15 protein-coding genes and 1 tRNA gene are annotated in these 16,649 nt (G+C 54.0%); 10 read left to right on the top strand and 6 right to left on the bottom strand.

All coding sequences use genetic code 11. The features are described 5' to 3' along the window. Window positions 1-174 precede the first annotated feature (174 nt). From Q4A85_RS11765 to Q4A85_RS11755, 3 genes are read left to right on the top strand one after another with little or no spacing between them, the layout of a single operon-like run. On the top strand, window positions 175-1,884 hold the full coding sequence (locus Q4A85_RS11765; protein ID WP_303110587.1) for a biotin--[acetyl-CoA-carboxylase] ligase: 1,710 nt from the start codon (window positions 175-177) through the stop codon (window positions 1,882-1,884). A gap of 2 nt (window positions 1,885-1,886) precedes the next feature. Then, the gene (locus tag Q4A85_RS11760; protein WP_303110583.1) at window positions 1,887-2,489 is read left to right on the top strand and encodes a cell division protein; all 603 of its coding nucleotides are present in this window, start codon (window positions 1,887-1,889) and stop codon (window positions 2,487-2,489) included. 24 nt (window positions 2,490-2,513) lie between these two features. After that, complete coding sequence (locus Q4A85_RS11755) at window positions 2,514-2,798, top strand: hypothetical protein (protein WP_303110581.1); 285 nt, start codon at window positions 2,514-2,516, stop codon at window positions 2,796-2,798. Between the two features lie 48 nt (window positions 2,799-2,846). On the opposite strand, the gene Q4A85_RS11750 is transcribed toward Q4A85_RS11755, so the two are convergent. Beyond that, entirely contained in the window at window positions 2,847-3,911 is a 1,065-nt protein-coding gene (locus tag Q4A85_RS11750; protein WP_303110579.1) for a 2,3-butanediol dehydrogenase, read from the bottom strand. A gap of 243 nt (window positions 3,912-4,154) precedes the next feature. Further along, the gene (locus Q4A85_RS11745) at window positions 4,155-4,310 is read right to left on the bottom strand and encodes a hypothetical protein (protein ID WP_303110577.1); all 156 of its coding nucleotides are present in this window, start codon (window positions 4,308-4,310) and stop codon (window positions 4,155-4,157) included. 83 nt (window positions 4,311-4,393) lie between these two features. On the opposite strand from Q4A85_RS11745, the gene sstT reads away from it, so the two are divergent. From sstT to Q4A85_RS11725, 4 genes are all read left to right on the top strand, one after another. Then, the gene (sstT, locus tag Q4A85_RS11740; protein ID WP_303110575.1) at window positions 4,394-5,629 is read left to right on the top strand and encodes a serine/threonine transporter SstT; all 1,236 of its coding nucleotides are present in this window, start codon (window positions 4,394-4,396) and stop codon (window positions 5,627-5,629) included. Window positions 5,630-5,725: 96 nt separating this feature from the next. Next, a complete protein-coding gene (mqo, locus tag Q4A85_RS11735; protein ID WP_303110573.1) occupies window positions 5,726-7,210 on the top strand; it encodes a malate dehydrogenase (quinone) in 1,485 nt (494 codons plus the stop codon). A gap of 459 nt (window positions 7,211-7,669) precedes the next feature. Next, a complete protein-coding gene (locus tag Q4A85_RS11730; RefSeq protein ID WP_303110588.1) occupies window positions 7,670-9,124 on the top strand; it encodes a VWA domain-containing protein in 1,455 nt (484 codons plus the stop codon). 29 nt (window positions 9,125-9,153) lie between these two features. After that, the gene (locus tag Q4A85_RS11725) at window positions 9,154-9,555 is read left to right on the top strand and encodes a hypothetical protein (RefSeq protein ID WP_303110571.1); all 402 of its coding nucleotides are present in this window, start codon (window positions 9,154-9,156) and stop codon (window positions 9,553-9,555) included. 38 nt (window positions 9,556-9,593) lie between these two features. On the opposite strand, the gene clpB is transcribed toward Q4A85_RS11725, so the two are convergent. Next, complete coding sequence (clpB, locus tag Q4A85_RS11720; RefSeq protein ID WP_303110569.1) at window positions 9,594-12,167, bottom strand: ATP-dependent chaperone ClpB; 2,574 nt, start codon at window positions 12,165-12,167, stop codon at window positions 9,594-9,596. Between the two features lie 191 nt (window positions 12,168-12,358). Here clpB and Q4A85_RS11715 point away from each other — a divergent pair. After that, window positions 12,359-12,448 (top strand) — tRNA-Ser (locus Q4A85_RS11715). 65 nt (window positions 12,449-12,513) lie between these two features. On the opposite strand, the gene Q4A85_RS11710 is transcribed toward Q4A85_RS11715, so the two are convergent. Further along, entirely contained in the window at window positions 12,514-13,128 is a 615-nt protein-coding gene (locus Q4A85_RS11710) for a YigZ family protein (protein WP_303110567.1), read from the bottom strand. A gap of 118 nt (window positions 13,129-13,246) precedes the next feature. Beyond that, window positions 13,247-13,726, bottom strand: coding sequence for a peptidylprolyl isomerase (locus tag Q4A85_RS11705; protein ID WP_303110565.1), 480 nt, complete (start codon window positions 13,724-13,726; stop codon window positions 13,247-13,249). Window positions 13,727-14,047: 321 nt separating this feature from the next. Between Q4A85_RS11705 and Q4A85_RS11700 the strand changes: the two genes are divergently transcribed. Then, a complete protein-coding gene (locus Q4A85_RS11700) occupies window positions 14,048-14,359 on the top strand; it encodes a hypothetical protein (RefSeq protein WP_303110563.1) in 312 nt (103 codons plus the stop codon). Window positions 14,360-14,715: 356 nt separating this feature from the next. Next, the gene (gene pcnB, locus Q4A85_RS11695) at window positions 14,716-16,047 is read left to right on the top strand and encodes a polynucleotide adenylyltransferase PcnB (protein WP_303110561.1); all 1,332 of its coding nucleotides are present in this window, start codon (window positions 14,716-14,718) and stop codon (window positions 16,045-16,047) included. Between the two features lie 222 nt (window positions 16,048-16,269). On the opposite strand, the gene Q4A85_RS11690 is transcribed toward pcnB, so the two are convergent. Then, entirely contained in the window at window positions 16,270-16,425 is a 156-nt protein-coding gene (locus Q4A85_RS11690; RefSeq protein ID WP_303110559.1) for a hypothetical protein, read from the bottom strand. Window positions 16,426-16,649: the final 224 nt, after the last annotated feature.

Genomic DNA, 16,649 nt, shown 5'->3' with positions numbered 1-16,649 from the left:
CTAAGTGAGTGGGTTGAATTGTGAAATGCCCTGACCTCAATGGTCAGGGCGGTTTGTTTTTTAGGAAAGTAGAAAATACAGCAAATCATTTTATACTAAGGATTAAATCCTTGCTGTCCGCCCTAAACCTTGTAAACAAGTGTAGAATCCGTCCTTTTTCTATTTTTGCCCGCTATGTCCTTTGCGCTTCTTTTAACTGCCTTATCAGACGGCAAGTCTCACCATGTAACCGAGCTTGCTCAAATCGCTCAAACTACGCCCGCTCAGCTGAACGGCTTGTGGCAACAAGCCCCGCAATATTTGCACAATTTGCTGCGTCAAAACGATGGCTACTGGAAACTCGCCAAAGCCATCGCGCTTTTGCCTGAAAACACGCAGCATCCTTTGTTTGATGTACAAGTGCAGCCTGAAACTGCATCGACCAACACATTATTGCTGGATGATGCGCGTTCAGGCTGCTCTATTCATCAGCGCGTGATTGCGTCGCACACGCAAAATGCGGGGCGTGGGCAGCAGGGCAAGAGCTGGCGTAACCAGCTTGGCGAATGTTTGATGTTTAGCGTGGGGTGGACATTTGCGCAAACGCAAGCCGAGTTGGGCGCGTTGTCGTTGGTGGTGGCTCTGGCGTGCCAACGTGCCTTGTTGCAACTGGGTTGCGCGGCGCAAATCAAATGGTCAAACGATTTGGTGATTGGCATGGACAAGCTGGGCGGCATTCTGATTGAAACCGTGCGGCACAATAATCAAACCCACGCCGTTATCGGCATTGGCATCAATTTTCTTGTGCCTGAACACGTTGACAACAGCACATCGTTTCAGGCTGCCTCTAACGAAAAGCACAGCGCAGCCGAAGTGTTCACCGTTTTGCTCAATGTGTTGCACCAGCATCTCACCCAATTTGCGCAAACAGGCTTTGCCCCATTTCAGGCTGCTTATGAAGCGGCGCACCGCGACCAAAATCAAACCGTTTACTTGCTGCGCGGCGAGCAAATCGCCCAATATGGCTATGCGTTAGGCGTAACCGAGCGCGGCGAATTGCGCCTGCAAACCGATTACGGCGGCGTGCAATACATCGCCAGCGGCGAAGTGAGCCTGCGCCGCCCCGAGCAACTGCACGCCAACAGCCATCATTATTTGCTGCTGGATAGCGGCAACAGCCGCCTTAAATGGGCATGGGTGGAAAACGGCGTGATTTTGCGCACGGGGCACGCGCCTTACCGCGATTTATCGCGCTTAACGCAAGAGTGGGCAGAATATGGGCAAGCGCACACCCGCATCGTTGGCTCATCCGTGTGCAGCGCGGCAAAACGCGAAACCGTTGCCTACCGCTTGCAACGCCCGATTGAATGGCTCACTTCCATGCCCCACGCGCTGGGCATGATTAACCACTATCGCAACCCCGAAGAACACGGCGCAGACCGCTGGTTCAACGCGCTGGGCAGCCGCAAGTTTAGCCACAACGCCAGCGTGGTGGTGAGCTGTGGCACGGCAGTAACCATTGATGCGATTACCGCCGACAACCATTATCTGGGCGGCAGCATCATGCCGGGGTTTCATTTGATGCACGAATCGCTGCTGCAAAAAACCGCCAATTTGCATCGCCCCGAAGGGCAACGTTATCCCTTTCCCACCACCACCGCCAACGCCATCGCCACAGGCATGATGGATGCGGTGTGCGGTTCAATTTTGCTGATGCACGCAAGGCTGAAAGAGCGCAACCACAATCAGCCCACCGACCTTATCATCACAGGCGGTGGCGCGCGCAAAATTGCCGAAGCCCTGCCCGAAGCATTTAGTTTGGACAATAGTGTAAAAATTGTAGATAATCTCGTAATTTTTGGCTTAATCAACTGGTTAGAACACCAACCAGCGCGTAAGGAATAAGAATGAAGTGGATATTTGCCACATTGGTGGCGTTGAATCTCATCGTGTTTGCAGGATTTGTGGGCAATAAAATTATGAATCCGAAAAAACCACAACCGCAAATCGTGCAAACACCACAGCAACCCCAAGCACCGCAGCAAATTATCATTAACACAGGCAACGGTACACCCACCACCGTTTCCACCAACGGCACAGTAACCGCCAATGGCGTGCCAGCAGGCAGTGCAATCGGCAAAATTGTCGGCAGAACCGCCAACACCGTGCGCCCACAACGTAATGCTAATGCAGGCAACGCAGGCGGTTCGCCAATGGGCAACAGCCGAGCCGCCGCCCAAGCCGCTGCGGCTGAACCACGCGCCAAATACCGCGCTTGCTCCGCCCGCGTGAGCATTCCCGAAGACGATTACCACCGCATCAAAGGCTTGCTGGGCAAATTCCCGCACGCGGCATCGCGCCAAGTGGTTCAGGGCGGCGGCGATGGCGACAGCCAAACTTCTGCCCGTATGAATATTATGTTTATGTCGGTGAGCAACGAAGAAGCGGGCGAGTTGCAAGGCATCGTGGGGCGTTACGGCGCGCTGAACCGCACGGCTTGCGACCACTAATGTGAACAAATAGGCAGCCTGAAAATGGGAATATCCGTTTTCAGGCTGCCTTGGGTTTGGTTGGCGATAAGGCAGCCTGAAACTTTGCAAATGTTTCTTGTTTTCAGGCTGAAACCTAAAATGGAGCGGCGGCTTGCCGCCAACACCTTATCACACATCGCACTACTGATTTGCCAAGATGTCGGCGAGCCGCCGACGCTCCATCGGTTACAGGTTTTGCAAAGGTTTCAGGCTGCATCAATGTTGAACGTTACGCGGCGCATCGAATCGTATGGCTTGCGTCCATTTCCAACACAAAAAGCAGCCTGAAAACCAGTCCCCCAGTTTTCAGGCTGCCTTATCACGTTGCAATCGCTATCACAAATTCGGATTCACAATAATCTTAACCGCCGATTCGTTGTTATGAATCAGCCGCTCAAAGCCTTCCGAAATCAGCTCATCCAGCTTGATGCGCTGTGTGATAAACGGTTTCAGGTTAATTTTGCCCGATTCCACCAGCTTGATGGTTTCGGCGTGGTCGTTGCAGTAGGCGATGGTGCCGCGTACGTCCAGCTCTTTCATCACCACGCTGTGCACGTTGATGGTGGCGGGTTTGCTCCAAATAGATACGATGACCACTTTGCCTGTTGTCTTCATGGATGCCACCAAAGTGTCCAGCACTTTGTTGACGCTGGTGCATTCAAACGCCACGTCCACGCCGTTGCCGTGGGTGATGTTCATCACTTCGGCGACCACGTCCACTTCGCTGGGGTCAAGAATATAGTCTGCCACGCCTGCTTCGCGCGCTTTGTCTTTGCGCGCTTTGCTCAATTCGGTGATGATGACGGTCAGCCCTTTGGCTTTCAAAATGGCGGATAACAGCAAGCCAATCGGCCCTGCGCCGCCCACCAATGCCACATTGCCCGCTTTCGCGCCCGAGCGCACAAAAGCGTGATGCCCCACCGATAGCGGCTCAATCAACGCGGCTTCGTCCAGCGGGATGGCATTGGAAATGGGATGCACCCAGCGGCGTTTCACGGCGATTTTTTCGGCTAAACCGCCACCGCAGCCGCCCAAGCCGATAAAGTTCATATCTTTGGAGAGATGGTAATTGCTGCCTTCGCCTGTTGGCACATCATCACGGATGATGTAGGGCTCAACCACAACGTGTTGCCCCACTTGAATATCGGTAACGCCTTCGCCCACGGCATACACCACGCCTGAAAATTCGTGTCCCATGGTAACAGGCGCAGATTCGCCTGAAATGGGGTGCGGATGACCGCAAGGCGGGATGAAAATCGGGCCTTCCATAAATTCGTGCAAATCGGTGCCACAGATGCCGCACCAAGCGACTTTGATGCCGACTGTGCCTGCGGCAACGGTGGGCTCGGGGATGTCTTCAATACGAATATCGCCTTTGTTGTGGAAACGTGCTGCTTTCATTTGTGTTCACTCCTGTGGTGGATTGGGATTAAGAACCTGCATTCACTATTTGCATAGGCATCTTTAATATGCCCTAAAAACGCGGCTACTGCGTTAAAAATGCTCGCAAGGTGTACAACCTTGCTGCGCTTTATTGCCTTGTATCCGCGCTTTTATGTCATCAAATCTGCCTATGCAAATAGCGAATACAGGTTCTAAGCAAACGGGCGGGTGCTGCTGTCCGCTTGCAGCGGGGCAATCGCTTCAAGCTACAACAATCGCCAAAGCCAAAGCGACTACGGTGATGACATTGTAAACATCTGTAAAATAGGGCGCAATCATCTTTACGCGGCGCGGGGTTTTCAGGCTGCCTTTGAGCCATATAGGCAGCCTGAAAACCCATCTGGCGCAATTTTCCATTGCCCAATCATTTTAATTTCCCCTACAATGCAAACTACTCTTAACAAATCTCACTTAAATCTTTACATTTCAAGGAGCATCGCATGAACCAACCCGCTGCAAAACCCGCGTGGTACAACCGCATTGGTCTGATTTGGCAGATTATCATCGGCATGATAATTGGCATCATCATCGGGCAATTTATCCCATCGGCTGCGCCCACTGTTGGCATTTTGGGCAGCCTGTTTGTGGGTGCGCTCAAAGCGGTTGCGCCGTTTTTGGTGTTTATTTTGGTAACGGCGGCGATTGCCCAGCACAACGAAGGCGCGCAAACGCATATGCGCCCAATTTTGCTGTTGTATTTAATCGGCACGTTTGGCGCGGCGGTGATTGCGGTGGTGGCGAGCTTTATGTATCCCACCACGCTCACGCTGGTTGCCACACCCGAAACCAACCTTGCGCCGCCATCAGGCATCGCCGAAGTGCTGAAAAACGTGTTGATGAGCTTGGTTTCCAACCCGATTAGTGCGTTATCCAGCGGCAACTACATCGGCATTTTGGCGTGGGCGTTGATGCTGGGTTTTGCGCTGCGCAATGCCAACGAAGTTACCCACACCATCATCGGCGATTTAGCCAGCGCGGTTTCCATGATTGTGCGCGGCGTGATTAGGTTTGCGCCGCTGGGCATCATGGGCTTGGTGGCGGTTACCGTGGAAGAAACGGGCTTCAAACGCATGGCGCAGGAATACGGGCATTTGATTATGGTGCTGCTCGGCTGCATGGGCTTGGTGGCGTTTGTGTTCAATCCGTTGATTGTGTGGTGGAAAATCCGCCGCGACCCGTATCCTTTGGTGTTTATTTGCTTGCGCGAAAGCGGCATTCCTGCGTTTTTCACCCGCTCTTCTGCCGCCAATATTCCTGTGAACATGGCGTTGGCAAAAAAATTGGGCTTGCATGAAGACACTTACGCCATGTCCATCCCGCTGGGGGCAACGATTAACATGGCGGGCGCGGCGATTACGATTACCGTGTTGGCACTGGCGGCGGCGCACACGCAAGGCATTCATGTGGATTTTGGCATGGCGTTGCTGTTGAGCTTGGTGGCGACGGTGAGCGCGTGTGGCGCATCGGGCGTGGCGGGCGGCTCGCTGCTGCTGATTCCCGTGGCGTGCAGCTTGTTTAATATTCCCAACGATGTTGCCATGCAGGTGGTGGGCGTGGGCTTTGTGATTGGCGTGATTCAGGATTCGGCGGAAACGGCGTTGAACTCGTCCACTGATGTGTTGTTTACTGCGGCGGCGGATTTGGGGGCGCAGCGCAAGGGCAAGGGGCTCAACTAGGGGCAGCCATTTATTTCAAAATATCCATTTTCAGGCTGCCTAATCAACCCATCATTAGGCAGCCTGAAACGCGCAAACTCTATTAACAAAGAACGTATGATGACCACTTCCATCCCCCACACCCACATCGCGCTTATCGGCGCAGGCATTATGAGTGCCACACTCGGCACGCTGCTCAAACAGCTTGCGCCCGAAAAAAGCATCACCGTGTTTGAACGGCTGGGCGCGCCCGCGCTGGAAAGTTCGCAAGAAAGCAACAACGCAGGCACAGGACACGCCGCGCTGTGCGAGCTGAACTACACGCCGCAAAGCGAGGACGGCAGCATCAGCATCAACCGCGCCGTTGCCATCAACGAAAAATTTAGCCAATCGCTGCAACTGTGGGCGCATTGGGCGGCGCAAGGCTGCATACGGCAGCCTGAAAACTTTATCCACCGCCTGCCGCACATCAGCTTTGTAACAGGCGATAACGACGTGCAATTTCTACGCGCCCGCCATGCCGCGCTGGTGCGGCATCCGCTGTTTGCCGATATGCAATACAGCGAAGACGCAGCCACCCTGCGCCAATGGCTGCCGCTGATGATGAACAACCGCCCAAGCAACCAAGCCATCGCCGCCACCCGCATAGACTACGGCACAGACGTAAACTTCGGCGAGCTCACCCGCCAGCTTTTTGACTACCTTGCCACGCAGCAAACCACTTTCCACTACCACACCGAAGTAACCGCCATCAACCGCACCACCGAGCAAAAATGGACGATTGCCAGCCTGAAAGACGGCGTATTGCAACAACACACCGCCGATTTCGTATTCATCGGCGCGGGCGGCGGCAGCTTGCACCTGCTGCAAAAAACAGGCATTCCCGAAAGCCAACACATCGGCGGCTTCCCTGTGAGCGGCTTGTTTTTGGTGTGCCGCAACGAAAACATCATCGCCCAGCACCACGCCAAAGTGTATGGCAAAGCCAAAGTGGGCGCGCCGCCGATGTCCGTGCCGCATTTGGATACGCGCTATATTGACGGCAAAAAAGCCTTATTGTTTGGACCTTTCGCAGGCTTCACCACCAAATTCCTGAAACACGGCTCAATCTGCGATTTGCCCGCCACGCTCAAACCGCACAACCTGCGCACCATGCTTACCGCAGGCATCAAAAACCGCGCCCTAACCCAATACCTGATTGGGCAAGTGTTGCTCAGCAAAGAGCAGCGCATCCAAGAATTGCGCGAATTTATCCCCGATGCTCGCGCCGAAGATTGGGAACTGGCGCAAGCAGGGCAGCGCGTGCAAATCATCAAAGACACCGCCAGCGAACACGGCAGCCTGCAATTTGGCACAGAAGTCATCCACGCCCAAGATGGCAGCCTTGCCGCCTTGCTCGGCGCATCGCCGGGGGCATCCACTTCCGTTGCCATCATGCTGGAAGTGCTGCAAAAATGCTTTGCAGGCAGCCTGAAAGACTGGGAAGGCAGCCTGAAAACCATGATACCGTCTTACGGGCAAAACCTTGCCGACAACCCTGAACTGCTTGCCCGCGTGAACCGCGAGATTGAGCAAGCGTTGTTTGCGCGGCAGCATGATTGATTAAATATAGGCAGCCTGAAAACGTATTTTGTCGTTTCAGGCTGCCTTAGATATTCTGGGGATGCCCTAAAAATAGGCTGGCTTGATTGTTGCTGATAATGGCAAGCAGCATGAATAAACAATCCTGAAACCTGTTCCTTCTCCCGCTGGCGGAGGAGGGCTAGGATGGGGGTGGTAGCTTAAACAGCCATTCCTGCCCGCGAGCGATACAGCCTATTTTCCCCCATTTTCTGACTAACCCCATCGGGAGTAACCATGCGTTTGAATTATTTTACCTTAGCGATTTCTACTGCTTTGCTGGCAGCCTGCGGCACTCAAAGTATGCCACCTCGCGATATGGCATAGTTTGGACATCAATCGTCTAAATTGGCTCGCGAAACATCGCCCAATATGTCTACCAAAATGGTAGAAGTCGCCGATGCAGGGCTGGATGCTTTCTACCGCAGCACACCCGCCCCAATGGCAATGATGGCCCGCGAGCAAATCAGGCAGCCTGAAAACACCGAACGCTACGCCGACACCCCCGCCAATCCCGTGCAAGTCGTTGCCCAATCGCCCGTTTCCACCTTTGGCGTGGACGTGGACACAGGCAGCTACGCCAACGTGCGCCGTCTGCTCAACGATGGGCAGTTGGCGCCCCAAGGCGCGGTTCGCGTGGAAGAAATCGTCAATTATTTTGGCTACGGCTACGCCACCCCCAGCAACGGCGCGCCCTTTGCCGTGCGCGTGGACACCGCCGATTCGCCGTGGCAGCCCAACGCCAAGCTGGTGCGCATCGCCATCAAAGCCAAAGAAATGACCCAGCAAGCCCTGCCGCCCGTCAATCTCGTGTTCTTGGTGGACGTTTCAGGCAGCATGGATAGCGCAGACAAACTGCCGCTGGTCAAACAAACCCTGCGTCTCTTAACCGAACGCCTGCGCCCGCAAGACAAAGTAACCCTGATTACCTACGCATCAGGCGAAGAGCTGGTATTGCCGCCCACATCAGGCGACAAAAAAGCGCAAATCCTAGCCGCCATCAACCGCTTGCAAGCAGGCGGCGCAACCGCAGGCGAGCAAGCCATACAAATGGCATACCGCGAAGCCGAAAAATCCTTTATCAAAGGCGGCATCAACCGCATCTTGTTAGCAACCGATGGCGACTTCAACGTTGGCATCACCCGCTTTGAAACCTTGCGCGACACGGTGGCAGAAAAGCGCAAAAACGGCATCTCGCTCACCACGCTCGGCTTTGGCACAGGCAATTACAACGAGCATCTGATGGAACAGCTTGCCGATGCGGGCGACGGCAATTACAGCTACATTGACAACCGCAACGAAGCCAAAAAAGTGCTGCAACGCCAACTATCGTCCACGCTGGCCACCGTGGCGCAAGACGTGAAAGTGCAAGTAAAGTTCAACCCCGCCACCGTAAAAGAATATCGCCTAGTCGGCTACGAAAACCGCGTGATGAAGCAAGAAGACTTCAACAACGACCGCGTGGATTCAGGCGACATCGGCGCAGGGCACACCGTTACCGCGTTTTACGAAATTATCCCCGCAGGCAAACAAGGCTGGCTGGATAATTCGCGCTACGCCGCCGCGCCCAAGGTTTCAGGCAGCCTGAAAGAATACGGCTTCGTGAAACTGCGCTACAAAAACCCCAACCAAAGCAACAGCCAGCTCATTAGCCAACCGATTGCCGCCAGCAGCGTCCCCCTAGCGCAAGCGAGTGCCGATTTCCGCTTTGCCGTTGCCGCCGCTTCCTACGCCCAAGCCCTGCAAGGTGGGCAATACAACGGCAAAATGACATGGAAAGACATCGCTGCGCTGGCAAAATCGGCCGCCAAGCCTGATGAATACGGATTGCGGGCAGAATTTTTGGAGCTGGTGGATACGGCGAAGAGTTTGAGCGCGAAACCCAAAGCGGAATAACGGGCGCGTGATAAAGGCAGCCTGAAAACGTGAAATGGCGTTTTCAGGCTGCCTTTGCCAAACTCATTCGCGCATGGAGCGTTGGTGGCTCGCCGACATTTCGCCACCCCACAACCCATCCCATTCAACGCGCCCTTTTAGCGACGAGCCGTCGCCGCTCCATTTTGGTTTTCAGGCTGCCTTATCTTCCCAAAGGCAGCCTGAAACCTTTCCCAAGTAGGTCGGACATTGATGCCCGACATTTTTCTAGTAAAGCAAATAAAGACAGCACGAGTAGGGTGTGTGGCTTTGCCACGCACGCGGTTTGCCAGTTTCCGCGTGTCCTACGCACTAAAAACGTCGGGCATCAATGCCCGACCTACTGCGCCACCCAAAGGCAGCCTGAAACCCCCATCCCAATCCACACAAAAAAACAGCCTGAAAACGCATAACACATTTTCAGGCTGCCTTTGCTTACTTCACAATCTAATCAATCAAAAACCAACTCCCCGCCCCGCGCTTCCACGCGAATTATGCTTTCAGGCGCGTAACGCCCTTCCAGCAACGCTTTTGCCAACGGATTTTCAATTTCCGACTGAATCGCCCGTTTCAGCGGACGCGCCCCGTAAACAGGGTCAAAGCCCGCCTGCGCCAACACATCTAACGCCGCGTCCGAAACCGCCAAATCCAAATCCTGCGCCGCCAAACGTTTTTTCAGGCTGCCTAATTGGATTTGCGCGATGCTGCGAATATGCGCTTGGTTCAAGCCGTGGAACACCACCACTTCATCAATACGGTTAATCAGCTCGGGGCGGAAATACGTTTTCACATCTTCCATCACCGTCTCCTTAATCGCATCATAATCCGCCGTGCCCATCGCCTGAATATGCTGGCTGCCGATGTTGCTGGTCATCACAATCACCGTGTTTTTAAAGTCCACCGTGCGCCCCTGCCCATCGGTCAAACGCCCATCGTCCAACACTTGCAGCAAAATATTAAACACATCAGGGTGCGCCTTTTCCACTTCGTCCAGCAAAATCACGCTATACGGTTTGCGGCGCACCTGCTCGGTCAAATAGCCGCCTTCTTCGTAGCCCACATATCCGGGGGGCGCGCCAATCAGCCGCGCAATGCTGTGTTTTTCCATGTATTCTGACATATCCACGCGGATTAAATGGTCTTCGCTGTCAAACAAAAAGCCCGCCAACGCCTTGCACAGCTCGGTTTTGCCCACGCCAGTCGGCCCTAAAAACAAGAAGCTACCATACGGGCGATTGGGGTCGGACAAACCGCTGCGACTGCGGCGAATCGCATCGGCAACCGCGCGCACCGCTTCGTCTTGCCCCACCACGCGATGATGCAAAACTTCTTCCATTTTCAGCAGCTTATCGCGCTCGCCTTCCATCATTTTGGACACAGGAATGCCCGTCATGCGCGACACAATTTCCGCGATTTCTTCCGCGCCCACTTCGGTGCGGAACAGCGTATTGTGTTTTTTCAGGCTGCCTGAACGCTCCGCATCTTTCAGTTGCAGCGTTAATTTGGGCAGCTCGCCATATTCCAATTCCGAAGCCAAGCCATAATCGCCCGCGCGTTTGGCTTGCTCAATGCGGGTTTTCAGCGCATCAATCTGCGTTTTCAAATCGCTCAAACTCACCGAAGACGCTTTTTCCGCTTTCCAGATTTCGTCCAAATCGGCGTATTCTTTTTCCAAGCCCGCGATTTCTTCGTCAATCAACGCCAAACGTTTTTTGCTCGCTTCGTCCGTTTCTTTGGCAACGTGCATTTTTTCCATTTTCAACTGAATCATGCGGCGGTCTAGCTTGTCCATTTGCTCGGGTTTGGAATCAATTTCCATTTTGATGCGGCTGGCAGCTTCGTCAATCAAATCAATCGCCTTGTCGGGCAAGAAGCGGTCGGTGATGTAGCGGTTGGATAACTCCGCCGCCGCCACAATCGCAGGGTCGGTGATGTCCACGCCGTGATGGATTTCGTAACGCTCTTGCAAGCCGCGCAAAATCGCAATCGTGTCTTCCACGCTTGGCTCGTTCACCAACACTTTTTGGAAACGCCGCTCCAACGCCGCATCTTTTTCAATATATTGGCGATATTCGTCCAGCGTGGTCGCGCCGATGCAATGCAATTCGCCCCGCGCCAGCGCAGGTTTGAGCATATTGCCCGCGTCCATCGCGCCATCGGTTTTGCCCGCGCCCACCAGCGTGTGAATTTCATCAATAAAAATCAACGTGTTGCCATCGTCTTTGGCGAGGTCGTTCAACACCGCTTTCAAGCGTTCTTCAAACTCGCCGCGATATTTCGCGCCCGCAATCAACGCCGCCAAATCCAGCACCAGCAAGCGTTTGCCGCGCAGGCTTTCGGGCACTTCGCCGTTTACAATGCGCTGCGCCAAGCCTTCCACAATCGCGGTTTTGCCCACGCCCGGTTCGCCAATCAGCACGGGGTTGTTTTTGGTGCGCCGTTGCAGCACTTGAATGGCGCGGCGGATTTCGTCATCGCGCCCGATAACGGGGTCTAGCTTGCCTTCGCGCGCGCGGGCGGTTAAATCGGTGGTGTATTTTTTCAACGCTTCGCGTTGGTCTTCTGCGTTGGGATTGTCCACGGTTTGTCCTTGGTTCAGTTTGTCAATCGCTTGGTTGAGCTTGGCTTCGGTTACGCCTGCGTCTTTCAAAATTTTGCCCGTTGCGCCGTTTTCTTGGATTAAACCCAATAAAAACAATTCGCTGGCAATGTAGGCATCGCCGCGTTTCACCGCGGCCTTGTCCATCAAATTGAGCGCGTTTTGCAATTCGCGGCTGGGGAACATTTCGCCGCCTTGCCCCGACACTTTGGGCAGCGCGGCTAAGGCAGCCTGAACGCCATGTTTAATCTGCGTGATGTTGCCGCCCGCTTGCACCAGCAGCGCGGCGATGCCGCTGTCGTTGTCGTTTAACAGGGCTTGCAGAACGTGCACGGCTTCTAAATAGCCGCAATCGCTCGCCATCGCTTGGCTTTGCGCTTCTTGCAAGGCAGCCTGAAATTTGGTGGTTAGTTTGTCGTATCTCATGTTTCATTTTCCTTATGGGATGATTGGATGAACACGATATAGGGCTAGTCAAATAAAAAAACAAGCGGGGATTTGGGGACGGCTGGAATTTTGTTTTGTTAGAAAACAGCGCGTTGCATTTTTCAAGATGCGCTGCCTAAAATTTGCTTGCCAGTAATTGTAAAAATCGGTATAGTTCGCCGCTTCAAGACGGAGGTGTGGCAGAGCGGTTTAATGCAACGGTCTTGAAAACCGTCGAGGGTTTGCGCCCTCCGTGAGTTCGAATCTCACCGCCTCCGCCAAGTTTTTAACCCCAAGAGTTTCTGGCTCTTGGGGTTTTTCGTGTGTTTCAGGCTGCCTTTGGGTTTCAGCCAAACGCTTCTTCGCAGGTGTCTATTTGTCGCGTAAACGCCCATGCGGCAAGGCAGTCTGCGTAATCGGCAAGGGGGATGCGCAGGGTAAGGCGGCAATCCAGTTGCAAATCTTGTTGGATGATGGCGGCGTGGTGAGCTTTGGCGATGCGTAGGGCTTCGTTGAGAATGGGGTAGTCGCAGCGCAAGTACACGGTTTTTTCTATGTTTTTTTCTACGATGGCGGCAGCCTGAAATGCCATTTGGCTGGCGGTTTTGTAGGCGTGGATTAGCCCTGATACGCCCAGCAGCGTGCCGCCAAAGTAGCGCACCACAATCACCAGCACGTCGGTGAGTTCAAAGGAATCAATCTGCCCGAGTATGGGGCGGCCTGCGCTGCCGCTGGGTTCGCCGTCGTCGTTGGCGCGAAATTGGCTGCCATCTGTGCCGATGCGGTAGGCGTAGCACCAATGGCGGGCTTTGTGGTGGGCTTGGCGTTGGGCTTCAACGTGGGCTTTGACTTCTTCGGCGCTGCGCACGGGATAGGCGTAGGCGATGAAGCGGCTGCCTTTGTCTTTGAACTCGGCGGTGGCGGGGGCGGCTAGGGTGCGGTAGGTGGTGGCTTGGGGCATGGTGGAGATGTTTTCAGGCTGCCTTGTGGGGGCAAAGGCAGCCTGAAAAGATGAATTTGGGCTACTGTAAAAGGCAGCCTGAAAACAAATAAATGGCTTTCAGGCTGCCTTGGGATGATTAGTGATGATGCCCGTGTGCGCCGTGCACATGGCCGTGGGCGATTTCTTCGGCGGTGGCTTCACGGATGGCGGCGACGGTGCCTTTGAAGCGGATTTTCATGCCTGCGAGCGGATGGTTGCCATCCACCACGGCTTTGCCATCGGCAACATCGGTTACGCGGTAGATAATCACGCCGCCATGTTCGGGGTCGTCGGCTTCAAACATCATGCCTGGTTCAACTTCCACGGGGAATACTTTAACGTCTTCAATGCGCACCAATTCGGGGTCTTGTTCGCCAAATGCGTCATCGGGCTGCATGGTAATGTCCACTTCGTCGCCCACGTTTTTGTCGTGCAAGGCTTCTTCCACCAGCGGGAAAATGCCATCGTAGCCGCCGTGTAGGTATTCAATGGGGTCGAGGGTTTTGTCTAGCAAGTTGTTGTCGGCATCGTACATTTCATAATGCAATGATACAACGGAGTTTTTTTGGATGCTCATGGGGTTTCCTTTGGGTGAATGCGCGGTTGGATTTCGCGGTTGCAAAGTGGCGCAGTATAGCACACGCGCTGGATGTTGCGCGGCGGCAACAGGAACGGCGCGCGGATTGGGTTTGATTTCAGTCAATTATTTCCGCATCGGCGTGTTTTTATGCGGACAAAATCTGTTTCAACACAAATAAATATGCGATTTGATTGCGCAGTAGTCTAATTTCATGCACAATGCGCGCGTTTTGTGGCAAGCGAGTAGCTAAATAACATTCATTTTGCTGACTCGTTTTGCTTTTTATTCAACGATAAAAAATATTTGAAGGTGTTAAACATGAAAAAATCACTACTGTCTGTTGCTCTGTTGTCTTTGATGTTGGCTGCTTGTGGCGACAACCAACCTGCTGCCAACCAAGCGGCTTCTGCGGTGAAAGAAGCGGCTTCTGCTGTGGCGGCTGAGGGCGCGTCTGCGGCTTCTGCGGCGCAAGATGCTGCGGTTGCAGCGGCTTCTGATGCGCAAGCTGCGGTGCAATCTGCGACTTCTGATGCCAAAGGCATGGCTGCTGATGCGGTGCAAAAAGGTGCTTCTGCTGTTCAAGCGGCGGCTTCTGAGGTTTCTGCTGCTGCGGCTTCTGCTGCGAAATAATTTTCGGCACTCGTGTTGATTGAGTCAACATGGGTGTTGAACTGGCAATTTTGCTAGGCAAGGGCTGGATACTTTTGGGTATTCAGCCTTTTGTTATGGGGGTGGCAGCCTGAAATGGGTGGAATATGGGTTACTGGGGGAGATGTTGGCGGGGTTTTCAAAGCTCGGGTAAACGGGGAAAATCGCGCTTTTGCAGGATGGGGTGCGTGGATGCGCGTTGTTGCCTGCGTTTGTTTCATTGTTTTCAGGCTGCCTGAAATCTTTGCCAAGTGGTTTTGTTGATGGATGCTTGCTGTGCGTTAAGACTATTTGGCAAAGATGGGTTTCAGGCTGCCTTGTTGTTTAAGGAAGTTTGTATGTTGAAAAATTTAATGAATCGGGTGTTCCCGAAAAAGCGGGCGGCGAGCAAGGTGCGTTGTGTGCGCCATGCGGTGAAGCTGCCTGTGCGCAATCAGGCGGCGTTGTGGGTGTTGAATGGTTTGCATCAGGCGGGGTTTGAAGCGTATTTGGTGGGCGGCGCGGTGCGCGATTTGCTGTTGGGCGTTGAGCCGAAGGATTTTGATGTGGCAACGAGTGCCACGCCCGAGCAGGTGCATCGGTTGTTTCGCCGCAGTCGGATTATTGGGCGGCGGTTTCAGATTGTGCACGTGATGCAGGGCAGCGAGACGATTGAAGTAAGCACATTTCGCAGCGGCGGGCGGGTGATGCAGAATGCGAGTGGGCGGATTATGCGGGATAACGCTTATGGCTCGGTGGAGCAGGATGCGATGCGGCGCGATTTTACTTGCAACGCGCTGTATTACGATGTGGTGGCGCAGCAGGTGTTGGATTTTCATGGCGGCTGGGAAGATGTGGCGGCGCGGCGGTTGGTGATGATTGGCGATGCGGTGGAACGCTATCAGGAAGACCCTGTGCGGATGCTGCGGGCGGTGCGCTTGTCGGGGAAATTGGGCTTTGCGGTGGAAACGGCAACGGCTGCACCGATTGTGGACATGGGCTTGCTGCTGCGGCATGAGCCTGTGGCACGGTTGTTTGATGAATTGCTGAAAATTTTGTTGTCGGGCAACGCGGTGGGCTGTTTGGCGGCGTTGCGGCAGCTTGGCTTGGCGGATGCGGTGCATCCTTTGCTGTCGGCGATGTTCCGCGCGGCAGATGGAGGGGCGCATCATATTGGCATGTTGGCGTTGCAGCAGACGGATGCGCGGCTGGGGGCGGGCAAGTCGGTGTCGGTGGGGTTTATGCTGGCGGCGTTGTTTTGGGAAGATTTGAACGCGCGTTGGCAGGGCGAGATGGATAAGGGCGCGGGGGCGGCTGCGGCGATGGGTGCTGCGGTGAATGGGCTGCGCGATGATATGGAGCGCGGCTGGGGCGTGCCGCAGCGGTATTCGGCAACAATGCGCGAGATTTGGCTGTTGCAGCCGCAGTTTGGGCATCAGCGGGGCGGTCGTCCGTTTCGCTTGCTGGCGCAGGCGCGGTTTCGGGCAGCGTATGATTTTCTGCTGTTGCGCGCGCAAATGGACGCGGATTTGCAGCCGCTGGCGGATTGGTGGACGCGCTTTCAGCACGCTTCGGATGCGGACAAGCGGGTAATGGCGGAAACGGCGGGGCAACAGGGCAAAGCGGCTGCGGGCGATGGCGCGGCGAAGAAAAAACGGCGCAGACGGAAGAAGAAAAGCGGTGGGGAGTAGGGGGGGTTGTAAGAACCTGTATTCACTATTTTCATAGGTAGATTTTATGGCATAAAAGCGCGGATACAAGGCAAAAAGCACAGCAAGTGAACACCTTGCGAGCATTTTTAACGCAGTAGCCGCGTTTTTAGGGCATGAAAGATGCCTATGAAAATAGTGAATACAGGTTCTAAATATTTCAGGCTGCCTTGGCGTGATGCAAGGGCAGCCTGAAAATGGGCTTTACTGTTTTTGTATTAAGGCAGCCTGAAAATGGGAAATAGCGTTTTCAGGCTGCTTTTGTTTAAATGGGTAATCAATATGGGGGCGGGTGGTTTGTTGATGTTGCCAGCCAGCACTTATGGATAACCATTTGGCGACGAGCCGTCGCCGCTCCATTTTGGGTTTCAGGCTGCCTTAAAGTATTCGGTGGTGTCCTAAAAAGTATGCTGCACTACTGACTGTTTCTTCCCCCGCTGGCGGGAGAGGGAACAGATTGCAGAGCTTTTAATCAGTACTGCTGGCTATCAACAATAATCAAACCAGCATACTTTATTAGGACATCACCAATTCGTTTAATTCAATCTGCTTGTAAACCGCTAAACCATTTAACTCCTGCTGCG

Source organism: Kingella sp. (in: b-proteobacteria) (assembly GCF_030527935.1).
Taxonomy (GTDB): Bacteria; Pseudomonadota; Gammaproteobacteria; order Burkholderiales; family Neisseriaceae; genus Kingella_B.
The sequence above is the reverse complement of the archived record's forward strand: the minus strand, read 5'-3'. Positions and strand labels throughout refer to the sequence as shown.